The sequence below is a fragment of the Sulfitobacter mediterraneus genome (assembly GCF_003054325.1).
In the GTDB taxonomy this organism is placed as follows: domain Bacteria; phylum Pseudomonadota; class Alphaproteobacteria; order Rhodobacterales; family Rhodobacteraceae; genus Sulfitobacter; species Sulfitobacter mediterraneus.
The window spans coordinates 41,637-66,847 of sequence record NZ_QBKU01000014.1 but is presented as its reverse complement, the minus strand read 5'-3'; the positions used below and the strand labels follow the sequence as shown (position 1 = coordinate 66,847).

The window sequence follows — 25,211 nt, the reverse complement described above, 5'->3', positions numbered from 1 at the left end:
ATGCCAAACGGCACATTCTAAACTGCGTTGCGAAATTTCCCCTATCTTGCTGGAAAGCAAGGAGAATGAAAGATGGCGCATAGAGAGCTTAACCTGCGTGAACGTCGCGCGATAGAAGATATGTTGAACGCCAAGATCGCTGTGCGAGAAATCGCAGCAGAGATCGGCAGGCATGTTTCCACGGTGTATCGCGAGATCAAACGCAATCACTATGACGACAAAGAGTTGCCAGAGCTGAACGGATACTATGGGATGGTCGCGCAGCGATCAGCGACCCAGCGACGCACGCGCCGTCGCAAACTGGTACGTCTGGATGAGTTGCGCAATGCTGTGATCAAGCAGCTCAAAGAAGGTTGGTCGCCGGAACAGATTGCAGGCCGCTTATGCTTTGAAGGCCAAACTGTGCGCGTCAGCCACGAGACGATCTACGCCTATGTTTACGGCCCAGACGGCCAATCCAGAGAACTCGCCCGCTACCTGCCCAACCGGCGTAAGAAACGGCGGCCACACCACTCACGCAGGCCCCGTGGCCTTGTGTTTCCACCGGATCGATCCATCCATGAACGACCAGACTACGTTGATACCCGCGAGACATTTGGCGAATGGGAAGGCGATCTGATGATCTTCGAGCGTGCTCAGGGTAAAATGAACGTCGCCTCGCTGGTCGAGCGTAAGACCCGCTTTGCCGTCCTTTTCCGCAACAACGACCGCAGTACCACTCATCTGATGAACCGACTGATGAGTGTGATGGAACCCCTGCCCCAACCGGCACGCAAGTCGATAACGTTTGACCGTGGCATCGAGTTTAGGAACTGGCGTAAGCTGAAGCCTGGGATTGGAACGGAGGCATGGTTCTGCGATCCGCAGGCACCGTGGCAAAAGGGTTCTGTCGAGAACCTGAACAAGCGGGCACGTCGATATCTGCCACGCGATGCGCCTGTGGCCGAGCTCTCAAATCGAGATATGAAGTCGATTTGTGACCGCTTGAACGGCACACCCAGAAAGTGCCTTGGATGGAGAACTCCAACCGAAGCATTTAGAGAAGAACTGATGAAACTGAGATAGCGGAAACCGTCGCAACGACCCTTGAGAATCCAAACCCGCAATTGCCGCTTCAGCTCCTTTGCGTTGGGACCACTTTCTTGACGGATGCGGTCCCCCCGACAAGGAAAGAACGTACAATCACCGGGAGCCCAGATATCGGGCGCCCCCATCTGACCAAACGCATCGACGGCAATCGCATTGCACAGGAGAACGCCTGCCGTTTCGGCCAACTCTGCTTTCGGCAAAACACCAATACCAAAAAGGACAGCCTCAACAGTGTCTCCGCTGCCCGGCAGGGTGTTACAGGCGCCAGACATCGAATCCCGGCATCCTGCTCGAAAACTATTCCCCCCCGGTGACACAGACGCACTTGCAAAGCCCGGCTATATTCAAACCGAGGTTTCAAAGGATACGGAAGAATAGTTTATCCTTTGGCAAGCGACCTCCGAAGCCAGTTTGCGGCGAGCCACAAGTACAAATAAGCCATTCAGACCCATTGGCCAATCATCGACAAATAATTCGCCTCCAACAAAAACTACCAAAAACTAACGTTGAACTTGCCGATCAATCCTTTTCTTTAACCAAGTGTTAATCAAAATATTCTTTGCATGATCAAGGATCTGTGGGATTGTTGGCAAAAATAAGAAAATCTTATTGGGCAGTGACATGACAATTTCTTACGCAGCGGCGCGCAATGCGCCTCTGTTGGAGTTCGAAGACGAAAGGCTGTTGATCCACGATTGGCAGCAGGCAAAGGACCGTTGCGCCCTTGAGGCGTTGATGTTGTCCCATGCCCGTATCGTGTTTTTCTGGGCTCGCAAACTAAGCCCCGACAAGACCGAGCAAGAAGAATTGGTGTCCGAAGGATTGTTGGGTTTGATCCGTGCGGCTGACATGTTCGATTTGGCGCGAGAGGTGCGCTTTTCCACCTATGCGCGGTGGTGGGTCAAGAACTCTGTTTTGACCGCCCTTGCCCGTTTGCGGTCTGTCGTCGAAACCCCCGCCAGCGCAAAGGGCGACGCCCCGCCGATCGCCAAACAATCGCTTGATGATGAAACCGTCTATAACTTTCTGGTTTCCGATGAACCGACCCCAGAAGAGATGGTGATCCGCAATTCCTCACTGGATCTGATGCGCCAGCGGATTGGCGAAGCGATGAGCGGCCTTGATGAGATTGACCGCGAGGTTGTGGTGTCACGATCGCTCAAGCAGCCGCCAGACAGCATTGGGGATCTGGCCGACCGGTTAAGCATGAGCACCAGCAAATTGCGCCAACTGGAGCGGCGGGCCATGTCGCGGTTAAAGGCTGAACTGATGTCGCGCGGCGTCCTGACAAGCAGGGCGCAATAAGATGTTGAACCTGATATTCCCCACCAATGCCCCCGCCAATGGCGCAAGCAGCACACCATCTGGTACAGCTACATCTGCGCTGCCCGCTGGCTTTGGTGTGATGGTCGAAACAGCAACTGGGTCCGCGACGGTGGATGCCGCCGCGCTGGTCACTGGCGCGATGAATACTTCGGTGAAGGCAGGCCAAACAGCTGTGCCAATGCCGTTTCTGGCGAGCGGGCTGCCAGCACCCGAAACATTGATCCCTGACGGGGCGCTTGCAACAGATGTGCAGATCCCAGTAACCGATGTTGCCCTGCTTGGCCGGGCCCCGACGGGCACGGCGGCAAAGCAACCGGTGCTTGCGGGCCAAATTGCCCCTGAGACGGGTTCAAAATCAGGAGTGACAGAACTGGCAGCCAATTCTGCGCAGAACTTGGCAGAGACCAACGCAGATCACTCCGTTGTTGCGGAAGTTGTGTCTGAACCGTTGGATGTTCAGATCTCCAAGCCTGTGTTTGTGCAAACGCAAACCTCTCTTGACGCGACTTCGCAGACCAGCCCTCAAAAGATCCAAGTCACAACGCCCACGTCCGGGCCACAACCGCATCTCGCAACCCAGCCTGCAACCGCTCAGACTGCATCTCCAGCGATAGCAGCACCGCCGACCGCGACAGCGACCCAGCCAAACGCAAATCTGATAGCCACAGCACAAACCGCATCGCAAGATGTCGCTCCAACTGTGGCGGGACAAGCCGCGCCAAACGCGCAAATGCCAAAAGCACACATTTCAGCGGCACAGCTCGCATCCACGCCGAAACAACCGACCGCAGCCGGGCCTGTTGCACAGGCCAGCGAAGGTCAAACCACAGTTATCAAGGCGAATTTGCCACCGGTAGAGAGCACAGCATCCTCGGATCTGGACCGAACTTTTGTTAAAAATCAAACCGTTGAAGCCAAATCGGAAGCCACGCTCAAGACAATACAGACGCCAGTTCCTGCGCAAGCTACTTCTACGGCGGCAGCACGTAAATCTGTAAGTTCAGCGGACACGCCGCAGCCGGTGCAAGTGGGCCCATCTGCAACGGAAACCACAACCAAAGCGCTAGCAAGTTCTGCCCCTCTTACCGTGATTGCAACATCAACCGGGCCAAATCCGCGGCAATCCGATGCCCAACCAGCCCAAGCAGCGCCAGTGGCTCAAGCCAATGCACCTGCGCACGCCACCCTGCTGCGATCTGTTGAAACCGCCGTGACACAACCCGTGCAATCGGATGAAACTCAAATCGCGGTCAAGCAACCCTTGGCGCCAGATCAGGTATCCGAGATCGTACCGAAGCTGGCGGTCACGACACCCGCCGCCAATGAGGGAACGCAGACTTCAATCGCGACAAAAGTGACAGAGCTGGTTGTCAAAAATCCGGCAACCGCGCCAGAGCCAAAGTTGGCGGCAGGAGTTGCGCCATCGCCCGCCGTTGCGCCCACCACCACTGAGGAGGTTCAAACTGGGACCGCGCCCGAAGCAGCGGACAAGGTGACCAAATCCCCGGCCACGCCCGCGCCGATCACGACGATCCAAGCCGTCACCGCACAGCGCAATTTGGTCAAACCGTTGCAAGCTGCGAATACCGGCAAACCTACAACCGTGGAAACTGAGGCGGGCCAACCCCGGGCCGACATGCAACAATCGGTGTTTGAAACACCCACTGGCCAGCAATCGGTTGTTCAGATCAAAGCAGAAACCGCCATCGCCCCAGCCCTCGGTCCATTGGGCGCGACACCAGAAGCTCTTGATCCGCTCTTGACACCTCGCGCCGATGCCGCGCCTGTGCAAGGGTTCGATCCAGCAACCGCTGCAAAAGTTGCAGCCCCGCAGGAGGCCGCCCCAAAGGCTCCGCCAAAACCCTTTGCCGAGGCGCTGATCTCGCAGGTGAAATCAGTGGAAGTCAGTGAGGGGCGCACTTCGGTGAGCCTGCATCCGCGCGGGCTTGGCAATATCGAGATCGAAGTTGTGACGGAAAAAGACACCGCCGCCAAAGTCGTGGTGCGTGTCGAGAACCCCGCAGTGTTGCAAAGCCTGCGCGACGAGCGCGATTTGCTGGCGCAGGCCATTGGGCTGTCGGACAGCAGCATTTTTGAATTTCACGACCATCAGCCCAATGACCCTTCTGGCGGGCAAGGCGGCCAATCCCAGTCTTCCGGCCAATCGGGCGAGACCAGTGTGACAGCTGAAACCGCACCTCAGCACACCGATGTGGTGGGTGACGGGCAGCTTGATATTTTGACATGAAAAGGAACGTAACATGCTGACCAGCCCGGACCTTTTGACCAGTCTAGCGAATGGCAATCAAAGCGACAGCGCCAATTCATTGTCTCAGCTTGGCGATGATTACACCCAGTTTCTTTCGCTTTTGACAGCGCAGGTTCAATTTCAGGACCCGCTTGAACCGGTAGACAGCACACAGTTTATTGCCCAGTTGGCGCAGCTCAGCCAGGTCGAACAGGCCGTGCAACAAAACTCGCAATTGGAGACGCTGACCAACCAGATTTCTGGCCTGCTCAATCTCGGCGGTACGGATCTTTTGGGCCGCTCGGTGACGGTGCAATCGAACCTTGCGATTTTGGAAAACGGTACGACGGATACTTCTTTTGAATTGGGCGCCGGGGCAACCGATATCACCGCCCGGATCATTGATCCGCAGGGGCGTTTGGTCCGCACCTTGTCCGGGTATTCCGGTCAGCCGGGCGTGGAAATTCCGCTGGGTTGGGATGGTAAAGATGATCAGGGCGATACAATGCTTGCCGGGCGCTATGTTGTTCAGGTCACGGCGAAAGACGCCAATGGTGAGGGTGTTGCAGTCGAGCTAACCCGCGATGCCGTGGTCGAAGAAGTGCGCTTTCACGAAGGCGAGATTATCTTTGGTCTGGATGGCGGCGAGGAGGCCTCATCCGTGACGGTCAAATCTGCCAGCTAGGATTATTCGCGTGCGGTGGTGTTGGCGACAAAACTGTTGATCCGCGCCGTGCGAATGATCGGGAAATCCACGTATAACTTGCGCACGATCTGGGCGGCCAAGGCGGTTCTGCCCTCTTCGTTCATCACGGTTTCGGCCAATGCCAGTTCTGTTTCTGCCAGTTCGGCAATCGCTGTCACTGTGGCATCGCGCAGGCGTGCCTGCCCCACAGCGCCATTGATCTTCTGAAACTCAGCAGACCCAAGGATAAATACGTCCACATCAAAGAGCAGATGCAAGATTTGATTGTCGCGGATGATCTGCATGGTGAACTTGCCCAAGGGCAATTCAAACAGCAGTTCCGGCTTTTTGGCGACGGCGGCGTGTTCCCCTTCTGGCGCGGCTGTGGGGCGGAAGAACTGTTCACCAAAATATCCCGCGGCCCCGGCCCCTGCGACAGCAACGCCCAAGATCAGAAATTTGATCATGAGGCCCTCCGATCAATAAGGAAGGATAACTTCGAGAACATCGTGGCCATAACGGGCGTTTTGCACCGCTGAGATCTGTCCGCGTCCGCCATATGAAATGCGGGCCTCGGCGATCTTGTCATAGTCGATTGTGTTGCTCACATTGATATCCGCCTGCCGGATGATGCCAGCGATACGCAGTTCGCGCAGTTCGGAGTTAACCTTGACCTCTTGGCGCCCGGCGATCACAAAATTGCCGTTTGGCAGGATTTGAATGATCAAGGCGGCCACCCGCAGCCGGATGTTTTCATTGCGGCGAATGGACCCCTGCCCGCTTGATTCCGAACTGCTTTCCAATTCGACAACCTTGCCGCTTTGGGTTGCTGTATCAAAATCGAGGATATCCGGATCAAGTTTTTCCTGCTTAGCCTCTCGGCTGCGGCCCGTCGCGTTTTGCAGTTGGGCGCGGTCGTTGATGTCGATCAGAACCGTGACCAGATCGCCGACTTCCTTGGCGCGGCGGTCCCGGAAAAAGCTGGTGGAATCGCTGGCCCAAAGGCTGGTTGCCTCGGCGCGTTGCGGTGCGGGCTTTGGTGTCATGGGCGGCATTGGCACGCTGATCCGGTTGACCTCGGCCATGTTATCGGGATCAAGCACTAGGTTTCCAACCGTCGGATTGCGGTTTTCAGAGATTTCCGAACAGGCCGCCAGCGCCGCAAGGGCGAGGCCAAGCACAAGAACGTTGCGCATAGAGGTCAACAGAGAGGAAGTGATATTCATTTTTCGACCTTTACGATCCCGTCGGCCGCGGCGATGGCGGAAATGGCTTTGTTACTGGAAAGATTAACAACCCGCAGTTCTTGTCCCGCATGGGCATCAGACATCGCCCGCCCACGCGCCGACAATTGCAAGCCGCCGTAGTTCAAAAGGATCTTAACCTTTTCACCGCGGGTAATGATGATTGGCGGAATGACCGAATGGCGCGGCACAGGACGCCCGGCAACCAACATCCGGCGCACTTGTTTGCCCACCAGTTCATTCGCGTCAAACAGGGCAAAGCTGCCGACCCGCTGCAACGGCAGTTCGACCAGCGTCAGGTCTTCTGGCCCGACAATTTCATCCGGCATGATCCGCCGTGACGGCACCGGCACTTCGACGGTCATGACCGCAACACCCCACACCCGTTGGGTTTCGCCATGTTCGGTAACAACATTTGCGATAAACTGGCCGGTCTGTTGATCCATCCAAAACTCTTGGATGAACTCACCTTCGTGGATCACACCCTTGGCCAGCCGCACATCAATGCGCCCATTGGCCGGAATAGCGCGGCCCATTTCGGCGGCGGCGCGTTCTTCGACCAGTTCCGTAACCGGAAGGGTCAATGCCTGTACCTGCGTCGCCCACAGCAAAACACAGGCCGCAAAGGCCTGTATCGTCAGTGTTTTCAACATGGAAAGGCGGGGCATCTAACTGGTCCTGTTATTTGATCTGGTTTGTGGTCTGCATGATCTGATCGGCGGTTTCGATGGCTTTGGAGTTCATCTCATAGGCTCGCTGGGCCGAGATCAGATCGGTGATTTGTTGCACAATATTGACGTTCGAATTTTCCAGATAACCTTGCCGGGTGATGCCGATGCCGGGCGATCCTGGGGTGGCTTCGACGGCCTCGCCAGAAGCGGTCGTCGCTTCAAGAAGGTTGTCGCCCACAGGCTTCAGACCGGCATCGTTGAGGAAGGTCGAGAATGTGATCTGGCCCAATTCTACTGGCACCGGATCATTCTCAACAAAGGCCATTACAACGCCTTCTTGGTTGATCTCCACGCTTTTGGTCAGCTCTGGCACAACGATGGCCGGCTCAACTTCGTACCCGTTCAATGTCACCAACTGGCCTTCGGCACTGAGCTGAAAATTGCCGTCCCGTGTATAGGCCAGCGATCCGTCCGGGCGGTTCACCACAAAATACCCACGCCCTTCAATCGCGATATCAAGCTGATTTTCGGTCTGGATCAAACCCCCTTGGGTGTTATGCCGGATCACACCTGCGGCCTGCACGCCAAGGCCCACATCGGTGCCGACGGGCCGGGCGGTGCCTTCTTCAGACGTCAGCGCCCCGGCGTTGTGCATAGACTGATAAATCAGATCCTGAAAGGCCGCCCGCCCGCTTTTGAAGCCGGTGGTATTGGCGTTGGCGATGTTGTTCGCGATCACGTCCACGTTGGTCTGCTGGGCCAACATGCCGGTTGCGGCGATGCCAAGTGCTTTCATGGTCTGCTCCTTTGCGCCGGTTAACCCGTGCGTCCTAGTCTCTGAATGGAAGTCTTGGTCAGGTTGTCGTCTTCGTTCATCAATTTAACCGAGTTTTCGTACGCCCGCTGAATGTCGATCAAACGGGTCATTTCCAGAACCGCCTCGACATTGCTGCCTTCGACAAATCCCTGTTTGATCTGCGCGTTTGTAGATTGTTGTGGGGCGGCGGCATCTTCAGGGAGTTGATACATGCCCCCGCCCAGAGGCAGCATGCGCGCCCCCTGCTCGATTGTGAGAACACCGATTGTGCCGAGGATCGCGCCCTCAGGATCGGTGATGGTGCCGCCATTTGTGATGCTGACGTTTTGCCCAACGTCATCGGGCAAAACCACGGGTCCGCCCCCTGCATCCAAAAGCGGCCTGCCCGCAGATGTTTTGAGTTGCCCGTCCACATCCACGACCAAACGGCCATGGCGGCTGTATCCGGTTTCGCCATTCTCCAGCTGGAACGAAAGCCAGCCTTCACCAGTCAATGCGATATCCAGAGGGTTGCCCGTTGGCACCAGGGCTCCGTCTTTCAGGTCCAGATAGGTGCCCCGGTCCAGAACAAAGCTCACCTCTTCGCCGCTGACCTCATGGCCGACGGATTCATACAGCGGCACAATGGTTTTGTAGCCAGCTGTGTTCGCGTTGGCGAGATTATGGGCGGTGACGTTCAAGCTCCGCTCTAGCGCAGTGGCCTGCGACAGCGAAACATTGCTGATGTTACTCATTTGGGCCTCCTACGGCGGAGCGAACGCCGAGGTTATCATTGGCATGGCAGTCTGTTGCAAAAACAAAATTTCACATCTACAAGAATAAGACAAGTTCTATTCTTTAACTCAAGAATAATTGCCGACAATGCCACGGATCAAGAACATCTTTGTCCTAACAGTTCTTGTCGCCTTTGGCGTACAGGGGTTTGCAGCTTCTGTGGACATGGCAGAACCAGAGCCGAAACCGCCCGCGATCCGCCATGAGGGCTGGCAGATGGAAATGGATCTGGCTTATTGGCAGACCGCAACCCTGCATGATGATCTCAAGGCAACGGTAGAGGCGCTTAGCGCGGCGCATGGCATGGAAAAGCAGGACGTCCTGCTCAATGCCGCCGAGCTATACTTGAGCCATATGTTGATCTACGAGGCCAGTTCCACATTAGAAGGGGTCACGCCGGAAACGGAACCGCAGAAAGTTCGCTACGCTGCCCTGACCCACGCGGCGCAATTGCTTGAGGGCACGCAGGTTGACGGGTTCGACGCCTCGCCGCTGATGGCAGAAGGCCGCCCCGACAGCCCGTTCTGGGCCAGCCTTCAGGCAATTGCCTCTGCCGATGTGCAAATGCTTGGCGCCAATATCAAGCCCAGCTTTTCCGGGCTGACCTACCAATCCCGCGCAGTGCTGCGTGCGATGCTGCCGGTGTTCACCGAAGCGGCGATCGAAACCCGCAACATGGATCACGCCAAGGCGGCGCTTGGATTGCTGACCGAACTGCCAGATCTGAACAACGCGCCGGTTGGGTATTTCCTGCGTGGCCGTGCGGCAGAGGTTGTCGGCGATGAACCCGGTGCGCTGGATGCCTATTTCGAAGCGGCAAAGGGTTGGGATCAATATGCCGCCCGTGCGCGGCTGGCGGTTGCGGATATGTCGTTGAAAAATGGCAGTCCCGGTGCCCTGCTCGCGGCCAAAAGTACCTTGACCGAAGGCGCGGAATCCTGGCGCGGCAACCGCTATGAGCTTGAGCTTCTCAAACGTCTGGCGCGGATTCATGATGGCCTTGGCGACGATGTGCAAGGATTGTTGGCCCGCGGCAAGTTGATCATGCGGTTTTCACATGTTCAGGAGGCCGAAACTGCAAAGCAAGAGGCCGCAGATCTGTTAGAGGCATTCTACCAAAAGGGCGCAGACGGGGCCTTGCCGCTTGGCCCATGGATCGATGTGCACCTCCAGTTCCTGCCGTTTTTCAGGACGCTCAATCAATTCCCCGGTCACACCGAAGATTTGGGGGATTTCCTGATGACCTTGGGCGCGACAGACCTTGCAGCACGAGAATACCGCCGGGCCATGGATCTGTTGAAGGATTCAAATGTGTCCCTCAGTGAGGCAAGAAAAGCGCGGGATGTGTTCCGGTTGCAGATGAAACTGGCCAAGTCGCAATTGCACGCAGGGTTAACCGCCGAGGCGCGGGTCACCCTGGATTTGATCAGCCCACCTGTTGGGACAACCGAAACTCAGGATCTGGCCAGCCTGCGGGCCAGAGTGTTGGCCGAAATGGGCGACAAACCCGCGTTTTTAGAGACGTCCATGCCGAAACCTTCTGCCGAATACTTGCGAAATCTTGGTCTGGTTCTGTCCGAAGAGGGCAAATGGGCCTCGTCCATCGATGTTTTTCAGCAACTATGGGAACGGTTTCCCAAGGAATTCTCGGTTAATGATGCCACGCATCTTTTGATTGCGGCCAATCGCACGGATCAAACAATGGCTATCGACAAGGTGCTCCGGGCTTTTCCCAGTCTGACGGAATCTAAGCCATTGATTAAGTTGGCTAAAAGCATTGATGCAGAAGCACCGCAATTGATGCCACTGCGGGCCGACACCGCGCAGCAGCGCTTGGACACCCTGAAAAATGCTTTTGAGAGCATCAAGGATTCCGGCATTTCACCTTGAAAACTGGGTCAGCTTCATGGCGCAACAAGTTTAAAAGCAAAAAGAAATTTCAATTCTTTAACTTTCCTTAAAACTTGACCGTGTAAGTCTTAACGTGAGGCAAGAACATAAAAAGATAAAAAGGTGATCCCATGAGTATTTCTAGCGCGCTCCAGACGGGCGTCAGCGGTCTGAAGGCAAACTCGACCGCCGTTGGCAGCATCTCAGAAAACATCGCGAACTCGAACACTGTCGGCTATCGCCGGGGCTTTGTTCATATGGTGACGACTACGGCATCCGGCGGCAGCGGAACCGGTGTTTTGTCGGTTGGTGCGCAGCAAGAGATTGATATTTCACGTTCGGGTGGCCTGATCTCGACCACGTCCTCTACGGATATGGCGATTGGCGGCGCGGGCTTCTTTGCGGTCTCGCAAAATCCGAACGAGACAGTTCTGACCAATTATATGCTGACCCGCGCGGGATCGTTCCTGCCGGATGAAAACGGTGATCTGAAAAACGCGGCCGGCTATTACCTTGCTGGTTTCCCCTATGATCTGGATGGCACCGTCGGCGCCGTGGACCGCAGTTCATTTGTGCAGATGGAAACCGTGAATGTTGGCAACATCAGCATCTCCGCTGGTGTGACCTCGACGATCTCTACATTTGGCAACTTGCCCTCGCAAGACACTGGTCTTGCCACACCCGGCGCGCCTTTCACCACCTCTTCCGAGCTCTTCACCAGCTTGGGCGAAAGCCAGCGGATCAGCTTCTCCTGGCAGCCAACCGCGACGTCCAACATTTGGGATCTGTCCGTCAACGACCAAAACGGTGACCCGCTTGGCACGGTGACAATCGAATTCAACGATTCCGGTCCGCAGGCCGGTGCCCCACTTAGCTATTCTGGGGTCACCTCTGCCGCTGTTGCGCCCGCTGCATTTACCTTTGATGCGGTCACTGGCACCGCAACGATCACATTGAACAATGGCACCACGCCGCAGGTAATCGAAGTGTCCTTGGGCGAGCCGGGCTCTTTTGACGGGATTACACAATTTGCCGGTGATTTCAGCCTGTCATTTGACCGCGACGGCTCAAGCGTGGGCGAATTGCTCCGCACTGAGGTCAACGACGAAGGCACATTGTTCGGCATTTTCGACAATGGTATGCGCCGCGCCCTCTATCAAATTCCGGTGGTATCCGTCGATAACCCCAACGGCCTGACCGAGGTGAAGGGCAATGCCTACAAGTTGTCTGGTGAGACCGGATCCTTCTCGGCCCTGATTGCAAACACTTCCGTTGTGGGCGGCATCAACTCCAACGCACTTGAGGCGTCCAACGTTGATATTGCTGAAGAAATGACCGACCTGATCAAAGCGCAACGGGCGTTTTCCACCAACGCCAAAGTGATCACAACCGTTGACGAACTGATGGACGAAACCACAAGGCTGAAACGATAATCCAGCCCTGATGCCGGAGTAAGATATGAGCCTGACAGGTGCGCTCAACGCAGCGACAGCCGGGTTAACCACCACCCAAACGCTGTCGCGGGTCGCGGCCGACAACGTCGCCAACGCCATGACGCCGGGATACGTCCGGCGGCAGGCGTTGCTGGTGACACCGAGCGGCGACCCCAGCGGCGTGCTTGTCGGCGAGATCCGGCGCGAAGTGGACGTGTCGTTGCAGCGAATGTCGCGCCTCGAAAGCGGCAAGATGGCACGCCATCAGGCGGTTCAGGAAGGCCTGCGCAGCTACACCGCATATCTTGGACAGCCGGGCGATGGCACGTCTCCAGCGGACAAATTTTCATCTTTTCAGAACAGCCTGACCACTCTGGTCAATATGCCCTCTTCCACCGGCGCACAAACCGGCGCGATTTTGGCAGCCGAAGATCTGGCCCTGTCCATTCGCGGCGCGGCAACAACGCTTGGCACCACAGCCAGCGAAGTGGACATGGAGATCCGCTATGAGGTCGCAGACCTCAATCAGGCGCTGTATCAATTGCGAGAGTTGAACATCCAGCGGCGAGATTTCCTGCCCGGCACGATGGAAACCGCGCAATATGATGAACAGATTGATGGCGTGCTGGACCAGATTTCCCAGATCGTGGATATCCGCTCAACCGTGTCTTCAAACGGCACAGTCAGCATCTATACCGTAAGCGGCGCCGCCTTGGTCGAGGGTGATTTTGTCCAAGACGTTACCTTTAACGCGGGCGATGGCACGTTGATGGCCGGCACGCAGGACATCACCCCGTTCAAGGACGGCGTGCGCGGCATTCAGCACGGCAGTCTGGTGGGACTTTCAGAGCTCAAGCGTGACGTGATCCCTCGTTTCAAATTGCAACTGGATGAATATGCACGCGGGTTGATGCAAACCTTCGAAAGCGCCGATGCCTCCCTTGGGCCAGGGCAGCCGGGCCTGTTTACGGACAACGGGATTGCCTTTGATGCGGTCAACCTTGATGGGTTGGCAAGCCGTATCCGCGTCAACGATTTGGTTTCTGTCGGTGGCAGCGCCGAAGTGTGGCGCATCCGTGATGGGCTGGGCGCCGCCGCACCGGGCGCAGCGGCGGATTCAACTCAGATCTCGGCTTTCATTACGTCCCTGTCGACTCCTGTCGGCGCGGATCCCGGCACGGGCATTCCAACCTTGGTCACATTGATCGACTTTGGGGCCGAAATGGTGACCATGCAGGCGTCAGAACGCGCACGGGCAGAAAACAACTACAACGCAGCCAGCTCTGCGGCCGAGGTCGTGATGTCCGCCCGCCGCAATGCAGAAGGCGTGAACATCGACGACGAGATGCAACAATTGATGCTGATCGAACAAAGTTACGCTGCCAATTCCAAGATCCTGACCACGGTGTCTGAAATGATCGACACCCTGATCGCAGCCGTGTGAGGAAAACGCGATGACATTTCGGGTCGGCAGTCTTTCGACGTTGCAGTTTAACATGTTCAACCGCCGCAATGTGCAAAACACGACGCTGGCGTTGCAACGCGCCGGTCAAGAGGTCTCGACCGGGCGCAAGGCGGATATCTACGCCGATCTTGGCCCGCGGTCCGCCTCGGTGATGAAACTGCGCGCCCGTGAGGCCGACACGCAAACCTATATGCAATCCAACGCGGTCTTGGGCAGCAAGCTCGAGGCGATGATGACCTCTGTGGATTCTGTGCGCGGGCGCATTCAATCCGTGCTGGAGGTGACCTTGTCCAACGCAACCCGGCCCCAAAACGGTGCAGAAGTGTTGCAGCGCGAGGCCCGCGCCGCACTGGAAAGCCTGGTTGCGACCATGAACACCAGCTACAACGGCGATCACCTGTTTTCGGGGCTCAATTCAGATGTCCCGCCCCTGATGCGTTGGGATCAAACCAATCCCGCCACCAGCCTTTCGCCCGAAGACGTTCTGGCCGATCTTTTCGGCGCTGGCCCGACCGATGCAGCCTCGGCGACAGCTATTGCGGATGCCATTGATGCGGCGTTTGACTCTGCCGATTTGGGCGACCCGAACCGCGATTTTGAGGCGACGTTCTACAACGGCTCGCCCGAGCTGGACGGTGGTGGCTCGCCCACCAAACAGGTAAACGCATGGGTCAATACCGGCCAGGAAATCGTCTATGGCGTGCGCGCCAATGATGAGGCGTTCCGCGAGGCATTCAAAGGGCTTGCCATGTTGGCGACCACGGATATCAGCACCATGAATGAAGCCGCCTATGGCACCTATATGAACCGGGTTGTCGAAGCTTTGACCACCGGTCAAGAAGGCATGTTGGACGCATCTGCACGGATCGGCTTTAACCAACAGATTGTCGAAACCACGCAATCCCAATTGGTGGATCTGTCGCTGGTTCAGCGCACTCAGATCTCTCAATATGAAAGTGTTGATCCCTACGAGGCGATCACGCGGATGCAGAACCTCGAAAACCAGCTTGAGGCAAGTTATCAGGTCTCCGCCCGGCTGAGCGGTCTGTCGATCCTGAATTTCCTGCGCTGATCAGATCACCTGAGACATCTGCTCGGGAGAGCTAAGCTTGTAGCCTCGCCCATGCACAGTCTCGATATATTGCCAACCGCTGTCCGCCGCCATGGCGATCTTCTTGCGTAGCTTGCAAATATAGACGTCGATAACCTTGTCGAACGGCTGATCTATGCTTGCACCATAAACAGCGTCATAGATCGCATCCTTGGAAATCACCTTGTTGGAGTTTAGCGCAAGGTGTTGAAACACCGAATGCTCGCGCTTGGACAGCTTGATCCGGCTGCCAGACACGATCGGATCGCGGCCATCAAAGAATGCGGTCAATTCACCGACCACAACACTGTCAGCGGCATGCCCGTGGAACCGGCGAATGATCGAATTGGTCCGCGACAGCACCTCAGTGCCACGGATCGGGCTGACGATCACATCGTCCGCGCCAAGATTCAAAAGCTCTGATGTGTCTTGTGCGTTGCGGAAGTCTCTGAAAACAATGATAGGATTCTCGCAACCGGCGCTGCGCAATGCGCGAATATGCTGGCGCAGGTCGTTGCATTCCCCCAGCAATACCGCGCGGGTTTCATGGCCCGGCTGCACCAAGGATGCCAACCCATTTACAAAAAATTCTTCGGTCACAAACTGCGGCTCAATGCCAACGCTGCGCAGTTCTGATGTCAGGCCGGCACATCGTTCCTGTCGCTGCTCGAATACATAGACGCGCATCTGCCTGCCACCTCACCTTATTTTTACTTATCCTTGATTGTTAGCAAGTAAAGATTTTCCATACAATGATTAAATATGGTTTTACCTTGCAATTTACCCAGCTTTAAGAAATTCTATACAAGTATAAATTACCTGTTCTTGACCCCTGGGATGTTGCCGGACACCGCAACATAGAAAGCATGATGCAAATGAGGCCTATGATCCGCCAGCTTGGCGCCGCTGTTCTGGCGGTGGCCATTGGGCTTTCGGGCGGCACCGCTCAGGCCGAAGTGCGCATAAAGGACATCGCCAATTTCGAAGGCGTCCGCGAAAACCATTTGATCGGTTATGGGCTGGTTGTGGGTCTGCTTGGCAGTGGGGACAAGCTGAACTCAAGCCCGTTCACCCGCGAATCCATTCGCGGCATGTTGGAACGGTTGGGCGTGGCCAATTTGGATGGTGCGGCGTTAAAAACCAAGAATACTGCCGCGGTTATGGTCACCTCGAAATTGCCGCCCTTTGCACGGCGCGGCTCCCCGATCGACATCACCGTTTCCTCCCTCGGTGATGCGACCAGCCTGCGCGGCGGGACGCTTTTGGTCACTCCTCTGACCGGGGCGGATGGTGCGGTTTATGCCGTCGCGCAGGGTGCGGTTGCCACGTCCGGCTACCGTGTGGACGGCAACGCCGCAAGCATCGTCGAAGGCGTGCCAACCATCGCAAAGATCGAAAATGGCGCCATCGTCGAGCGCGAGATTGATTTCAACTTGTTCCAGCTCGACAGTGTCCGCATCGCCTTGCACAACCCGGATTTCACCACCGCGGCCCGTGTTCATGACGCCATCGAAGGCCGGCTTGGCAACGGGTCGGCCGAGGTGCTCGATTCCGGCACGGTAGAAGTGTGGATCGGCGGCAAAGGCAATGTGCCCGATACGATGATGACCGTCGAAAACCTGACAGTGACCCCCGATACAATCGCCCGCGTCGTGGTGGACGAAAAGTCAGGCACGATTGTCATGGGCGCAGATGTCCGCATTGGGCAGGTCGCGATCAGCCAGGGCGGTTTGACGGTACGCATTCAGGAAAACTTTAACGTCAGCCAGCCCGGCCCGGTCAGTGTTGGTGGTGGCACGGCGGTGATCACCGGCGCCCCGATTTCCATCGGCGGATCAACAGTGGTTGTCCCTGAAACAGAAATCGACATCGCCGAAAGTGATGGCAGCTTTACCATCCTGCGCGGCGATGTGAGTTTGGAAGAGTTGGTGAACGGGTTGAACGCCATCGGCGTTGGCGCCCGCCAGACCATCGCCATTTTGCAAGCGATCAAGGCGGCCGGTGCCCTGCACGCAGACCTGGAGATCATCTGATGACCGGACCAGTTGACCTTCCAATCCCCCCGCTTTTGGCCGCAAAAGCAGCGGCGCAAACGCAAACATCAAAGACCGACCAGACCGCCAAAGACTTCGAAGCGGTGTTCTTGACGCAATTTGTAGACGAGATGATGAAAACCACCGGTGCAACGGCTTTTGGCGGTGAGAAACAGGCCGAGATGTGGCGGTCATTCATGTCCGAGGCGGTCGCAAAAGAATTGGTTGAACAAGGCGGCTTGGGCCTGTCTGCCAATGTCAGTCAGATGATCAATGCCTACACCACCGGCAGCAGCGCAGTGAAAGGGTCCAAACCATGAATGCTCCCAAAAAATTTCGCTTTGGTGAACGCATGGATGCGCCTGCACAGGGTGGCACGGCAAATCAGATGCCCTTGACCCAGCAGGACGAACAGAACCTCGATGATTATGTTGGCAAAATCAAAGAAACCGTCACGATCCTGCGCAACGAGATCACCGCAATCAAAAACGGCGAGCTGGAAGTGGTGAGCAATGTCTTTGATGAAAAGTCCAAAGTGCTCAAATGGCTCGAACTGCGCACGCCGCTGGTTGAACCCTTCCTGAACCATGAAGCGGCGAAGAAACGCAATCTCAAGGAACATTTGGCGGAACTGAAGAGATTTATTGAAGAAGATGATGCGATGTTGTCGCGCATGGCCGTAGCGGCTCGTACCATCCTGCGGGAAGTAGAAAAAATCACCAATCGCAACGGGTTAGGTGGTGTTTATGGCAAGTCGGGGCGCAAGTTATCGGATGCGCCGAAAGGCAAAATGCGGATTGATCAGGAGTTTTGATCGGTTCCATCTGCAAAAACGCGAAAATTTAACCCTTCGTTAACCCTGTTCTTTAGATACATTGTGTTGGCGCAAAAGCCAGCTGTCAGACAGAAGTCTGAACAATCGGTCAGAAGACCGATAAAATATGAGAAATGAGGAGAGCAGTCATGTCGTCCATTCTCACCAATAATTCCGCAATGGTGGCACTTGCCACGCTTAACGATGTTAACCGTGGCCTGAACGAGACCCAGTCTCGCGTGTCCACCGGTTTGCAAATTCGCTCCGGTAAAGAAAACGCCGCCTACTTCGCCATCTCGGAAACGATGAAGGGCGACAGCGGCATGTTCAAAGCCATCAACGAAGGTATGACAGCAACGAAAAACTCCGTTGCAACCGCCCGTCTTGGTGCCGAAACAGTCAAAGATCTGGCAAACCAGATGGTTGAACGTATCGCGTTCGCACAGAGCGATGGCATCAACAAAGCTGACGTTCAAACCGAACTGGACGCCTTGGCAGACAACATGCAGTCGGCAATCGACCAAGCGACATTCAACGGTGACGACCTTGTTGGCGGCGCCGCCGCTGCCGTGACGGTTGTGACCGGTGTGTCCCGTGCAAGCGGTTCCTTCGCGACCACGTCGATCACTTTCAACTCTGTTGATCTGCAGGCCATTCAAACCGCGCTTGCGGCTGTTGACGTGACCGATACGACCACCACGATGGAGGCAAAACTGGCTGTTGGCGAAGGCCAATTGGCAGCGTCGATCACAGCCGCAACATCGCTGGGCGTTACTGAAAACACCCTCGAAGGCCAGATGCAGTTCCTTGACAGCCTGACAGACACACTGGATTCCGGTGTATCCTCGATGGTTGACGCGGACATGGAAGAAGAAGCCGCACGTTTGCAGGCCTATCAGGTACAGCAACAGCTGGCCACGCAGTCCCTCTCGATTGCGAACCAGGCGCCGCAGAACATCTTGAGCTTGTTCCGTTAATCGGCATTCGCCGAAATGAATTGATGCGCCCGGCTTGATCGGGCGCATCTCACCTCCATGATCTTCCCTTGATCCTAAACCGGCCACCTGTCGCACCAGTGGCCGGTTTTTCAATGCGCCGGCTGTTGTTGTGCGATCTCTGCGGCTTGCTGACGTTCCGCCTCTTCAAAATAGGCCTTCAAAGGGTCTTCAATCCCTGCCTCAAGGATCATCCGGTACAGCTCTGCAAAGCTTTGGCTGGCGGCTGTCATCTCCCCGCGTCTTTGAGACAGAAACGGGCTGGCGGTCTGGAAAAACCGGATCGCCTCATCCGTCGAAGGGTCGGATCCCTCCTTGTAAGCGCCCAAACGGATCAGGTCTTCCATATCGGCATAGCGCCCCAATGCCTTTCGCGCGGCTTTGGTGATCTCGAACTCCTCGGGCGAATGACATCCTGGCAGCATCCGCGACAAGGATCGCTGAATATCAACCGCCGGAAACCGCCCCTGTTCTGCAATCCGCCGATCCAGAACCAGATGCCCGTCCACAATACCGCGCACCGCATCCGCGATGGGCTCATTCATATCATCACCGTCAACAAGCACCGTATAGAGGCCGGTGATGTCCCCCTCACCTGCCCTGCCCGGCCCCGCCCGCTCAAGCAGATGCGGCAATTCGGAAAACACCGATGGAGGATAGCCGCGCAGCGTTGGCGGTTCGCCCCGCGCCAGCCCGATCTCCCGCTGCGCCATCGCAAAACGGGTCACGCTGTCCAGCAGCAGTAGAACCTGCAAGCCCTTGTTTTTAAAATGCTCGGCAATCGCAGTGGTGGTCAAAGCCGCCTGCTTGCGCAGCAATGGCGCCTCATCCCCGGTGGAGACAACCACCACGGCCCGTGCCATGCCTTCCTCGCCCAGATCCTCTTGAATAAACTGCTGCACCTCGCGGCCACGTTCGCCGATCAACCCGATCACAATCACATCCGCATCGGTGTTTCGGGCCAGCATCGCCATCAAGGTCGATTTGCCCACACCGGACCCTGCAAAAACCCCCATGCGCTGGCCCTGACAAATCGGCGTAAAGACATCCACACATTTGATCCGGGTCTCTAACTTGTCGCCCACTTGCTTGCGCTCGAACGCGCCGGGGGGCTGGGCCGCGCGGGTGGATTTGCGCCGCGGTCTGGGCAGGCGCGAATAGCGCGACAAGGGCCGGCCAAGCGCATCTACCACCGAACCGATCCAGCTTTCGTCAGGGTAAATCAGATCATCGTGTTCGATCAGTTCCACTGGGTCGCCAACGGCAACACCATCCCAACTGCCAAAAGGCAGCAGGCAGAGGTCTGATCCTTGCGCGCCGACAACCTCGCCATCAATCACGCCCTTGCGGCTGCGCACCCGGCAGCGGCTGCCAATTCCGGCCACCGCTTCCAATCCGCCCACGGTCAGGGTCAAGCCAACGATGCCCTTCACGCCCCCAACCATCCGCGCAGCCGAGGATGAATAGACAGCGTCCTGTAACTTGGAAAACGTTGACATCAGGATTTAATCCTTTCTTAATCTTTCTATCCTTGGTATATCTCAAGAATAAATAATGAGTCTATGATGAATACTGAACCAACCTCACTCTTTGATCTCGCACCCAAGCGGCTTCAGTGGCTGGCGACCCGCCAGAAGGTTGTCTCGGAGAACATCGCAAACGCCGATGTCTCGGGCTACCGGGCGCAAGACACGCAAAGCTTTGCCAGTTACCTCGCGGATGCCAGCGGGCGCGGCATCCTGCCGGATGCCAAAGTCACCGAAGCGGACGTGGGCTGGGGCATGGATATGTCTGGCAACAACGTCGTGCTGGAAGAGCAGATGATGGAAGCCAACGCCAACTCAGGCCAATTCAAGATCGCGGCCAACCTCTACCGCAAAGCACATGAGATGCTCTATGCCGTGGCCGGCCGCCGCTGAACATAAGGAACGCGCGCAATGGATCCTTTAAGAAGCATTTCCGCCACCGCCGCCAGCGGCATGCGAGCCCAGTCCGAGCGGTTGCGGGTGGTGTCCGAGAACGTTGCGAACTCCACCACCACCGCGCAGGAGCCGGGCGGCGACCCGTATCAGCGCAAGACCATCAGCTTTGAATCCACAACAGATCAGCGCACTGGCGCGGCCATTGTGAACTTGTCTGACATTAGCCTTGATCAAAGCCAGTTCCGGATGCGGTTTGATCCCTCCCACCCGGCGGCGGATGAGAACGGGTATATCAAGCTACCCAATGTTAACCCGTTGATTGAAATGAATAACATGCGCGAAGCCGCCCGCAGCTATGAGGCTAACCTGTCGATGATGGAAAACGGCCGCGAGATGCGCCGCCTCTTGGTTGATCTGTTGAAGTAAGGGGGAACGATGTCAGATTTCTCATCCGTCCGCGCCGCTTACGTCCAGTCCGCCTATAGCAAGGCCGCCGAATCCAAATCCGGCCCAAAAGACGCGGCAACGATAGATCCGTCAAGCGAGGCCGGCAGCTTTTCCCAGATGGTTTCAAACGCGGCAACCCAAGCCGTTGAAACCGTGCGCACCGGTGACAGCATGGCCATCGCTGGCCTCACCGGGCAGGCCGGACTGCAACAAGTTGTCGAGGCAACGATGGCGATGGAAAGCACGGTGCAGGTTTCTGTCGCCCTGCGGGACAAGCTGGTCGAGGCCTATCAGGACATCATGCGCATGCCGATTTAACGGCAAGCAAACGCAACACAGACTTAGGGACAGGTCGTGGATTCAGTCACCACTTACGAGGTTATCCGGCAGACCATCATGACGACGCTGATCTCATCGGCGCCCGTCCTGATTGTGGCCTTGGCCGTCGGTTTGGTGATCGCGTTTTTCCAGGCTTTGACGCAGATCCAGGAGATGACGCTGACCTTTGTTCCCAAGATCGCAGCTATCTTTGTGACCTTGGCCCTATCCTTGCCGTTCATCTTTTCCACCCTCCTGCAATTGTCAGATCGCATCTTTGATCTGATCAGCAACGGAGGTGTGTGATATGCGCCGTTTGATCGCAGCTGCCTTTGGTTTGTGCCTGATCGCGCAGACATCTTTGGCAACGGAGCAAAACCCATGGGCCGGGTTTTATCGCCTGTTGTCCCCCAACGCTCAAAACACCCCGTACCCAACAACCTTTTGCCTGTCTGCCATTCTGGACGCGCAGGTGCGCTACGACATTCCGAACAACCTGCTTTTGGCCATCGGCCTGCAAGAAGCCGGGCGGCGCGTCAACGGGGAGCTGACGGTCTGGCCCTGGACCGCGAATTACGATGGCGAAGGGGTGTTTTTCGGCAGCAAACAAGCGATGGAAGCCTGGGTTCGGCAGAAACAGGCGGATGGCGCCAGTTCGATTGATGTGGGCTGTATGCAGGTCAACCAGAAATGGCACGGGCAACATTTTGCCTCTCTCGAAGACGCAGGCGATCCGGAAACCAACGTTGATTATGCCGCGCGTTTTTTGCGGGCGCTTTACGCCGAGACCAACGACTGGTGGGACGCCGCAGGCCGCTATCATTCTTCTACGGATACCTACAAAGACATCTACCTGAGAAAACTATCTCATAATCAAGAGCTTGCAGAGACGCACCTTGCTCAGTTCACGCAAGAGGTGCGCTTTGGTCAGTCACAGGCGCCTGAGGCCCGCCCCGCCCCAACCATGGGCTGGAGCGCGGACATGACCGGCACTGGCGCAACCCAAATGAACGATTCACTCTCAATCTATTCCGCCCTGCCGATCCAGCCGATCCTCCCTGCATATAGCGAGGTGAACTGAAGCCATGGCAACCCCCGACACCAACGTCACAACCGGTCGCCCGATCATCAGCTTTGCCCGCCTCGGGCACAGCAACCGCGACATCGGCTTTGCCATTGGCGTTGTTCTCATTCTCGCGATGCTCTTTGTGCCACTGCCGCCCGTCCTGCTGGATGTGGGGCTTGCGGTCTCGCTGTCGCTGGCGGTTTTGATCCTGATGGTGTCTTTGTGGATCGGTGCGCCGCTTGAGTTCAACTCTTTCCCAACCCTGCTGCTTGTGGTCACGATGCTGCGGCTGGCGCTCAATGTCTCATCGACCCGCCTGATCCTCAGCGAGGGGCATAACGGCCCCGGCGCGGCGGGCAATGTGATCGAAGGTTTTGCCAATTTCATCGTCGGCGGTGATTTTGTCATCGGGATTATTGTCTTTGCTATCCTTGTGATCATTAACTTTATCGTCATCACCAAGGGGTCCACCCGGATTGCCGAAGTGGCTGCGCGGTTCTCTCTGGATGCGATGCCGGGCAAACAGATGGCGATTGACGCCGATCTCGCCGCCGGTGTGATCAGCGATGAAGAAGCCAAAGTGCGCCGTAAAACCGTTGAAGAAGAAAGCTCGTTCTTCGGCGCCATGGACGGTGCCTCCAAATTTGTGCGCGGTGATGCGGTTGCTGGTCTGATCATCACTTTGATCAACGTCTTTGGTGGTATCCTGATTGGCATGATGACCCATGATCTGAGCATCGGTCAGGCGATGAGCAATTACACTGTGCTGACCATCGGTGACGGGTTGGTGACACAGATCCCGGCGTTGATCGTGTCCCTGGCCGCCGGTCTTTTGGTGACCAAAGGCGGCACCCATGGCGCGGCCAACGAGGCGGTTCTGGGACAGCTCAGCAATTTCCCAAAGGCGCTTTATATGGCGGCGGGGCTGACATTCTGCATCGGTTGGTTGCCCGGCTTTCCGCTGGCGGTTTTTGTGCCTCTGGCCGCAGGGATGGCCGGGTTTGGCTATATCATGCAACAACAGGCGAAAGAACACGCGGCCCGTGAGGCACTGGTCGAAGAGGACAGCAAAGCGCCCAGTGAAACCGCCGAAGATCCGCTGGCAGATATGCTGCGGGTCGATGATGTGCGGCTTGATCTGGGCACTGCGCTGGTACCGATGATCACAACCGTCAACGCCGCTCTGCCCGGCAAGGTCAAAAGCCTGCGGTCTCTGTTCATCAAGGATTTCGGTTTTGTCCTGCCGCCCGTCCGGATCAAGGATGATGCCGACTTGCCTGCGGGCACCTATTCGATTTCCTTGCAAGGGGTCGAGGCGGCCCGCGGCGAGGTTGATCCGATGATGATGATGGTCATCAACCCATCGGGTGGCGACATTGATCTGCCCGGCAAACGCACCCGCGAACCAACATTTGGCCTTGAGGCGATCTGGGTGGATGAGGCCCGCGCCTCTGAGGCAGAGCTGATGGGCATGACGGTTGTGGATCCTGAAAGCGTGATCACCACCCATCTGACCGAAGTGATCAAGGAACATATGCCCGAGATCCTGACCTATGCCGCCGTGCAGGATCTGATCGAAGGACAGGACAAGGATTACCAGAAACTACTGTCCGACAGTTCCAACAACAGCCCCGCCGTTATGCTGCAACATGTGTTGCAGGCGCTGTTGGCAGAACGTGTGTCGATCCGCAATCTGCCCAAGATCATCGAGGCCGTGGCCGAGGCCAGCGCCAATACCAAAAACATCCGCACCGTGATCGAACATGCGCGCGGCAAGCTGTCGAAACAGATCTGTCAGTCGCTGGTCGATGCGCAGGGTTACGTGCCGGTGATCAATCTTGGCGGCGAATGGGAACGCGAGCTGGTCAATTCCATCTCGACCACAAATGGCGAGGATACCTTTTTGATGTCGCCGTCACGGGTGCAGGAATTTGTGTTGGCGATGCGCAAGGAGATTCAGAAATTCTCCTCTGCCGACGAATGGCCCGCAATTCTGGTCACCCCGCAGGCGCGGCCCTATGTCCGGTCGATCCTGGAACGGGTCAGCCCGATGACACAGGTGATTTCCCACAACGAGGTCCACCGCAAAGCGTCCCTGCGCACGGTCGGCACCGTCGGGCAATGACCGATGTCGCTTGACGCCTTTGTCACCTCTCTGGTCCTGTCCTATCTGGTAGTTTTTGCACGCCTCGGCTCTGCCCTGATCTTTATGCCCGCCTTTGGCGAAGTACAGATCCCGATCAGGGCGCGTTTGTCTTTTGCGCTGGTGCTTTGCGCTGCGTTACTACCCATCACCCCGGTGCAGGCGGCCATGCCAGATGATCCGGTCGCCCTTGCCTTGATGCTGGGTGTCGAGGTGACGATTGGTCTTTGGATCGGGCTTACCGCACGGATTTTGCTGTCCGCCTTGCAGTTTGCCGGTTTTCAGGTGGGTCAGGTCTCTGGTCTGGCCAATGCCTTTGGCCCGTCCTTCGGATCATTCGAGGGGGCAACGATGGTCGCCACATTGATGCTGATCAGCGCGGTTGCCATGATCTTTATCACCGATACCCATCACATCATCCTGCGGGCCTTGCTGTCGAGCTACGAGATGTTCCCCCCCGGCCAGATCATGCTGGAAGATATGACCGATCAACTGCTGAAGGCCGCCGGCCAAAGCCTATATATCGGCACCGCCGTTGCCGCGCCGTTCTTTGTCATGGGTGTTGTGCTGAATCTTGGCATGGGTCTGGCCAACCGGATGATGCCACAATTGCCGGTCTTTTTTGTTGCCGCCTCCCTCTTAATCGGCGCTGGCCTGCTTATTCTTGCGATTTCCATGCCGGCCCTGCTCGATTTTTTCATATCGGAGTTTCAGGATTGGCTTGTTGGCTTTAAGCTCTGA

The 25,211-nt window shown here is 56.6% G+C and carries 26 protein-coding genes and 1 pseudogene; 19 read left to right on the top strand and 8 right to left on the bottom strand.

The annotated features are described in order from the left end of the window. Positions 1 to 72: 72 nt before the first annotated feature. Entirely contained in the window at positions 73 to 1,065 is a 993-nt protein-coding gene (locus C8N31_RS18370) for an IS30 family transposase (RefSeq protein ID WP_025048557.1), read from the top strand. Positions 1,066 to 1,169: 104 nt separating this feature from the next. On the opposite strand, the pseudogene C8N31_RS20735 reads toward C8N31_RS18370, so the two are convergent. Then, positions 1,170 to 1,361, bottom strand: a pseudogene (locus tag C8N31_RS20735) (FAD-dependent oxidoreductase); the annotation flags it as partial. 349 nt (positions 1,362 to 1,710) lie between these two features. Between C8N31_RS20735 and C8N31_RS18360 the strand changes: the two are divergent. Genes C8N31_RS18360 through C8N31_RS18350 form a run of 3 tightly spaced genes read left to right on the top strand, consistent with a single transcriptional unit; the run spans position 1,711 to position 5,348 of the window. Next, the gene (locus tag C8N31_RS18360) at positions 1,711 to 2,394 is read left to right on the top strand and encodes a sigma-70 family RNA polymerase sigma factor (protein ID WP_025048556.1); all 684 of its coding nucleotides are present in this window, start codon (positions 1,711 to 1,713) and stop codon (positions 2,392 to 2,394) included. A 1-nt stretch (position 2,395) separates the two neighbouring features. Then, a complete protein-coding gene (locus C8N31_RS18355; RefSeq protein ID WP_025048555.1) occupies positions 2,396 to 4,663 on the top strand; it encodes a flagellar hook-length control protein FliK in 2,268 nt (755 codons plus the stop codon). A 13-nt stretch (positions 4,664 to 4,676) separates the two neighbouring features. After that, positions 4,677 to 5,348 (top strand): flagellar hook assembly protein FlgD, encoded by a 672-nt coding sequence (locus C8N31_RS18350; protein WP_025048554.1) that lies wholly within the window; start codon positions 4,677 to 4,679, stop codon positions 5,346 to 5,348. Between the two features lie 2 nt (positions 5,349 to 5,350). Here C8N31_RS18350 and C8N31_RS18345 read toward each other — a convergent pair whose 3' ends face one another. The 5 genes from C8N31_RS18345 to C8N31_RS18325 are packed head-to-tail and all read right to left on the bottom strand — an operon-like array spanning position 5,351 to position 8,814. Next, positions 5,351 to 5,815, bottom strand: a complete 465-nt coding sequence (locus C8N31_RS18345) for a hypothetical protein (protein ID WP_025048553.1) — start codon at positions 5,813 to 5,815, stop codon at positions 5,351 to 5,353. 12 nt (positions 5,816 to 5,827) lie between these two features. Then, positions 5,828 to 6,574, bottom strand: coding sequence for a flagellar basal body L-ring protein FlgH (locus C8N31_RS18340; RefSeq protein WP_174233555.1), 747 nt, complete (start codon positions 6,572 to 6,574; stop codon positions 5,828 to 5,830). Beyond that, the gene (flgA, locus tag C8N31_RS18335) at positions 6,571 to 7,260 is read right to left on the bottom strand and encodes a flagellar basal body P-ring formation chaperone FlgA (RefSeq protein WP_025048551.1); all 690 of its coding nucleotides are present in this window, start codon (positions 7,258 to 7,260) and stop codon (positions 6,571 to 6,573) included. Before flgA ends, C8N31_RS18340 begins: the two co-directional genes overlap by 4 nt. 13 nt (positions 7,261 to 7,273) lie before the next feature. Beyond that, on the bottom strand, positions 7,274 to 8,059 hold the full coding sequence (gene flgG / locus C8N31_RS18330; RefSeq protein ID WP_025048550.1) for a flagellar basal-body rod protein FlgG: 786 nt from the start codon (positions 8,057 to 8,059) through the stop codon (positions 7,274 to 7,276). A gap of 20 nt (positions 8,060 to 8,079) precedes the next feature. Further along, a complete protein-coding gene (locus C8N31_RS18325; RefSeq protein WP_025048549.1) occupies positions 8,080 to 8,814 on the bottom strand; it encodes a flagellar hook basal-body protein in 735 nt (244 codons plus the stop codon). A gap of 127 nt (positions 8,815 to 8,941) precedes the next feature. Between C8N31_RS18325 and C8N31_RS18320 the strand changes: the two genes are divergently transcribed. The 4 genes from C8N31_RS18320 (at position 8,942) to C8N31_RS18305 (ending at position 14,714) form a co-directional block, all read left to right on the top strand. After that, positions 8,942 to 10,744 (top strand): hypothetical protein, encoded by a 1,803-nt coding sequence (locus C8N31_RS18320; protein WP_025048548.1) that lies wholly within the window; start codon positions 8,942 to 8,944, stop codon positions 10,742 to 10,744. Positions 10,745 to 10,875: 131 nt separating this feature from the next. Beyond that, positions 10,876 to 12,177 carry a flagellar hook protein FlgE gene (locus C8N31_RS18315; protein WP_025048547.1) on the top strand — a complete coding sequence of 434 codons (1,302 nt, stop codon included), beginning with the start codon at positions 10,876 to 10,878 and terminating at the stop codon, positions 12,175 to 12,177. A gap of 25 nt (positions 12,178 to 12,202) precedes the next feature. Then, positions 12,203 to 13,621, top strand: a complete 1,419-nt coding sequence (flgK, locus tag C8N31_RS18310; protein ID WP_025048546.1) for a flagellar hook-associated protein FlgK — start codon at positions 12,203 to 12,205, stop codon at positions 13,619 to 13,621. Positions 13,622 to 13,631: 10 nt separating this feature from the next. Next, positions 13,632 to 14,714 carry a flagellin N-terminal helical domain-containing protein gene (locus tag C8N31_RS18305; protein ID WP_025048545.1) on the top strand — a complete coding sequence of 361 codons (1,083 nt, stop codon included), beginning with the start codon at positions 13,632 to 13,634 and terminating at the stop codon, positions 14,712 to 14,714. Here C8N31_RS18305 and C8N31_RS18300 read toward each other — a convergent pair whose 3' ends face one another. Next, positions 14,715 to 15,419, bottom strand: coding sequence for a response regulator transcription factor (locus C8N31_RS18300; RefSeq protein WP_025048544.1), 705 nt, complete (start codon positions 15,417 to 15,419; stop codon positions 14,715 to 14,717). Positions 15,420 to 15,601: 182 nt separating this feature from the next. Here C8N31_RS18300 and C8N31_RS18295 point away from each other — a divergent pair, with 182 nt between their 5' ends. The 4 genes from C8N31_RS18295 to C8N31_RS18280 all read left to right on the top strand — a co-directional run bounded on the left by C8N31_RS18295 (position 15,602) and on the right by C8N31_RS18280 (position 18,556). Continuing rightward, positions 15,602 to 16,765, top strand: a complete 1,164-nt coding sequence (locus C8N31_RS18295; RefSeq protein WP_037918595.1) for a flagellar basal body P-ring protein FlgI — start codon at positions 15,602 to 15,604, stop codon at positions 16,763 to 16,765. After that, positions 16,765 to 17,085 carry a rod-binding protein gene (locus C8N31_RS18290; RefSeq protein ID WP_025048542.1) on the top strand — a complete coding sequence of 107 codons (321 nt, stop codon included), beginning with the start codon at positions 16,765 to 16,767 and terminating at the stop codon, positions 17,083 to 17,085. Before C8N31_RS18295 ends, C8N31_RS18290 begins: the two co-directional genes overlap by 1 nt. Then, positions 17,082 to 17,579, top strand: a complete 498-nt coding sequence (locus tag C8N31_RS18285) for a flagellar P-ring protein FlgI (protein WP_025048541.1) — start codon at positions 17,082 to 17,084, stop codon at positions 17,577 to 17,579. Before C8N31_RS18290 ends, C8N31_RS18285 begins: the two co-directional genes overlap by 4 nt. Before the next feature lie 149 nt (positions 17,580 to 17,728). Continuing rightward, positions 17,729 to 18,556: a flagellin N-terminal helical domain-containing protein gene (locus C8N31_RS18280; protein ID WP_025048540.1), complete on the top strand. Its 828-nt coding sequence runs from the start codon at positions 17,729 to 17,731 to the stop codon at positions 18,554 to 18,556. 110 nt (positions 18,557 to 18,666) lie between these two features. Here the strand turns inward: C8N31_RS18280 and C8N31_RS18275 are convergent, their stop codons facing one another. Further along, the gene (locus C8N31_RS18275; protein ID WP_025048539.1) at positions 18,667 to 20,076 is read right to left on the bottom strand and encodes a FliI/YscN family ATPase; all 1,410 of its coding nucleotides are present in this window, start codon (positions 20,074 to 20,076) and stop codon (positions 18,667 to 18,669) included. A gap of 63 nt (positions 20,077 to 20,139) precedes the next feature. Here C8N31_RS18275 and C8N31_RS18270 point away from each other — a divergent pair, with 63 nt between their 5' ends. Genes C8N31_RS18270 through C8N31_RS18240 form a run of 7 tightly spaced genes read left to right on the top strand, consistent with a single transcriptional unit; the run spans position 20,140 to position 25,211 of the window. Further along, on the top strand, positions 20,140 to 20,493 hold the full coding sequence (locus tag C8N31_RS18270; RefSeq protein WP_025048538.1) for a flagellar basal body protein: 354 nt from the start codon (positions 20,140 to 20,142) through the stop codon (positions 20,491 to 20,493). An 18-nt stretch (positions 20,494 to 20,511) separates the two neighbouring features. Next, positions 20,512 to 20,922, top strand: coding sequence for a flagellar basal body rod protein FlgC (flgC, locus tag C8N31_RS18265; protein ID WP_025048537.1), 411 nt, complete (start codon positions 20,512 to 20,514; stop codon positions 20,920 to 20,922). A gap of 9 nt (positions 20,923 to 20,931) precedes the next feature. Then, a complete protein-coding gene (gene fliE / locus C8N31_RS18260; protein WP_025048536.1) occupies positions 20,932 to 21,261 on the top strand; it encodes a flagellar hook-basal body complex protein FliE in 330 nt (109 codons plus the stop codon). Between the two features lie 36 nt (positions 21,262 to 21,297). Then, positions 21,298 to 21,567, top strand: coding sequence for a flagellar biosynthesis protein FliQ (gene fliQ, locus C8N31_RS18255; RefSeq protein ID WP_025048535.1), 270 nt, complete (start codon positions 21,298 to 21,300; stop codon positions 21,565 to 21,567). Between the two features lies 1 nt (position 21,568). Then, on the top strand, positions 21,569 to 22,342 hold the full coding sequence (locus C8N31_RS18250; RefSeq protein ID WP_025048534.1) for a lytic transglycosylase domain-containing protein: 774 nt from the start codon (positions 21,569 to 21,571) through the stop codon (positions 22,340 to 22,342). Positions 22,343 to 22,346: 4 nt separating this feature from the next. After that, positions 22,347 to 24,452 (top strand): flagellar biosynthesis protein FlhA, encoded by a 2,106-nt coding sequence (flhA, locus tag C8N31_RS18245; RefSeq protein WP_025048533.1) that lies wholly within the window; start codon positions 22,347 to 22,349, stop codon positions 24,450 to 24,452. Between the two features lie 3 nt (positions 24,453 to 24,455). After that, positions 24,456 to 25,211 carry a flagellar biosynthetic protein FliR gene (locus C8N31_RS18240; protein WP_025048532.1) on the top strand — a complete coding sequence of 252 codons (756 nt, stop codon included), beginning with the start codon at positions 24,456 to 24,458 and terminating at the stop codon, positions 25,209 to 25,211.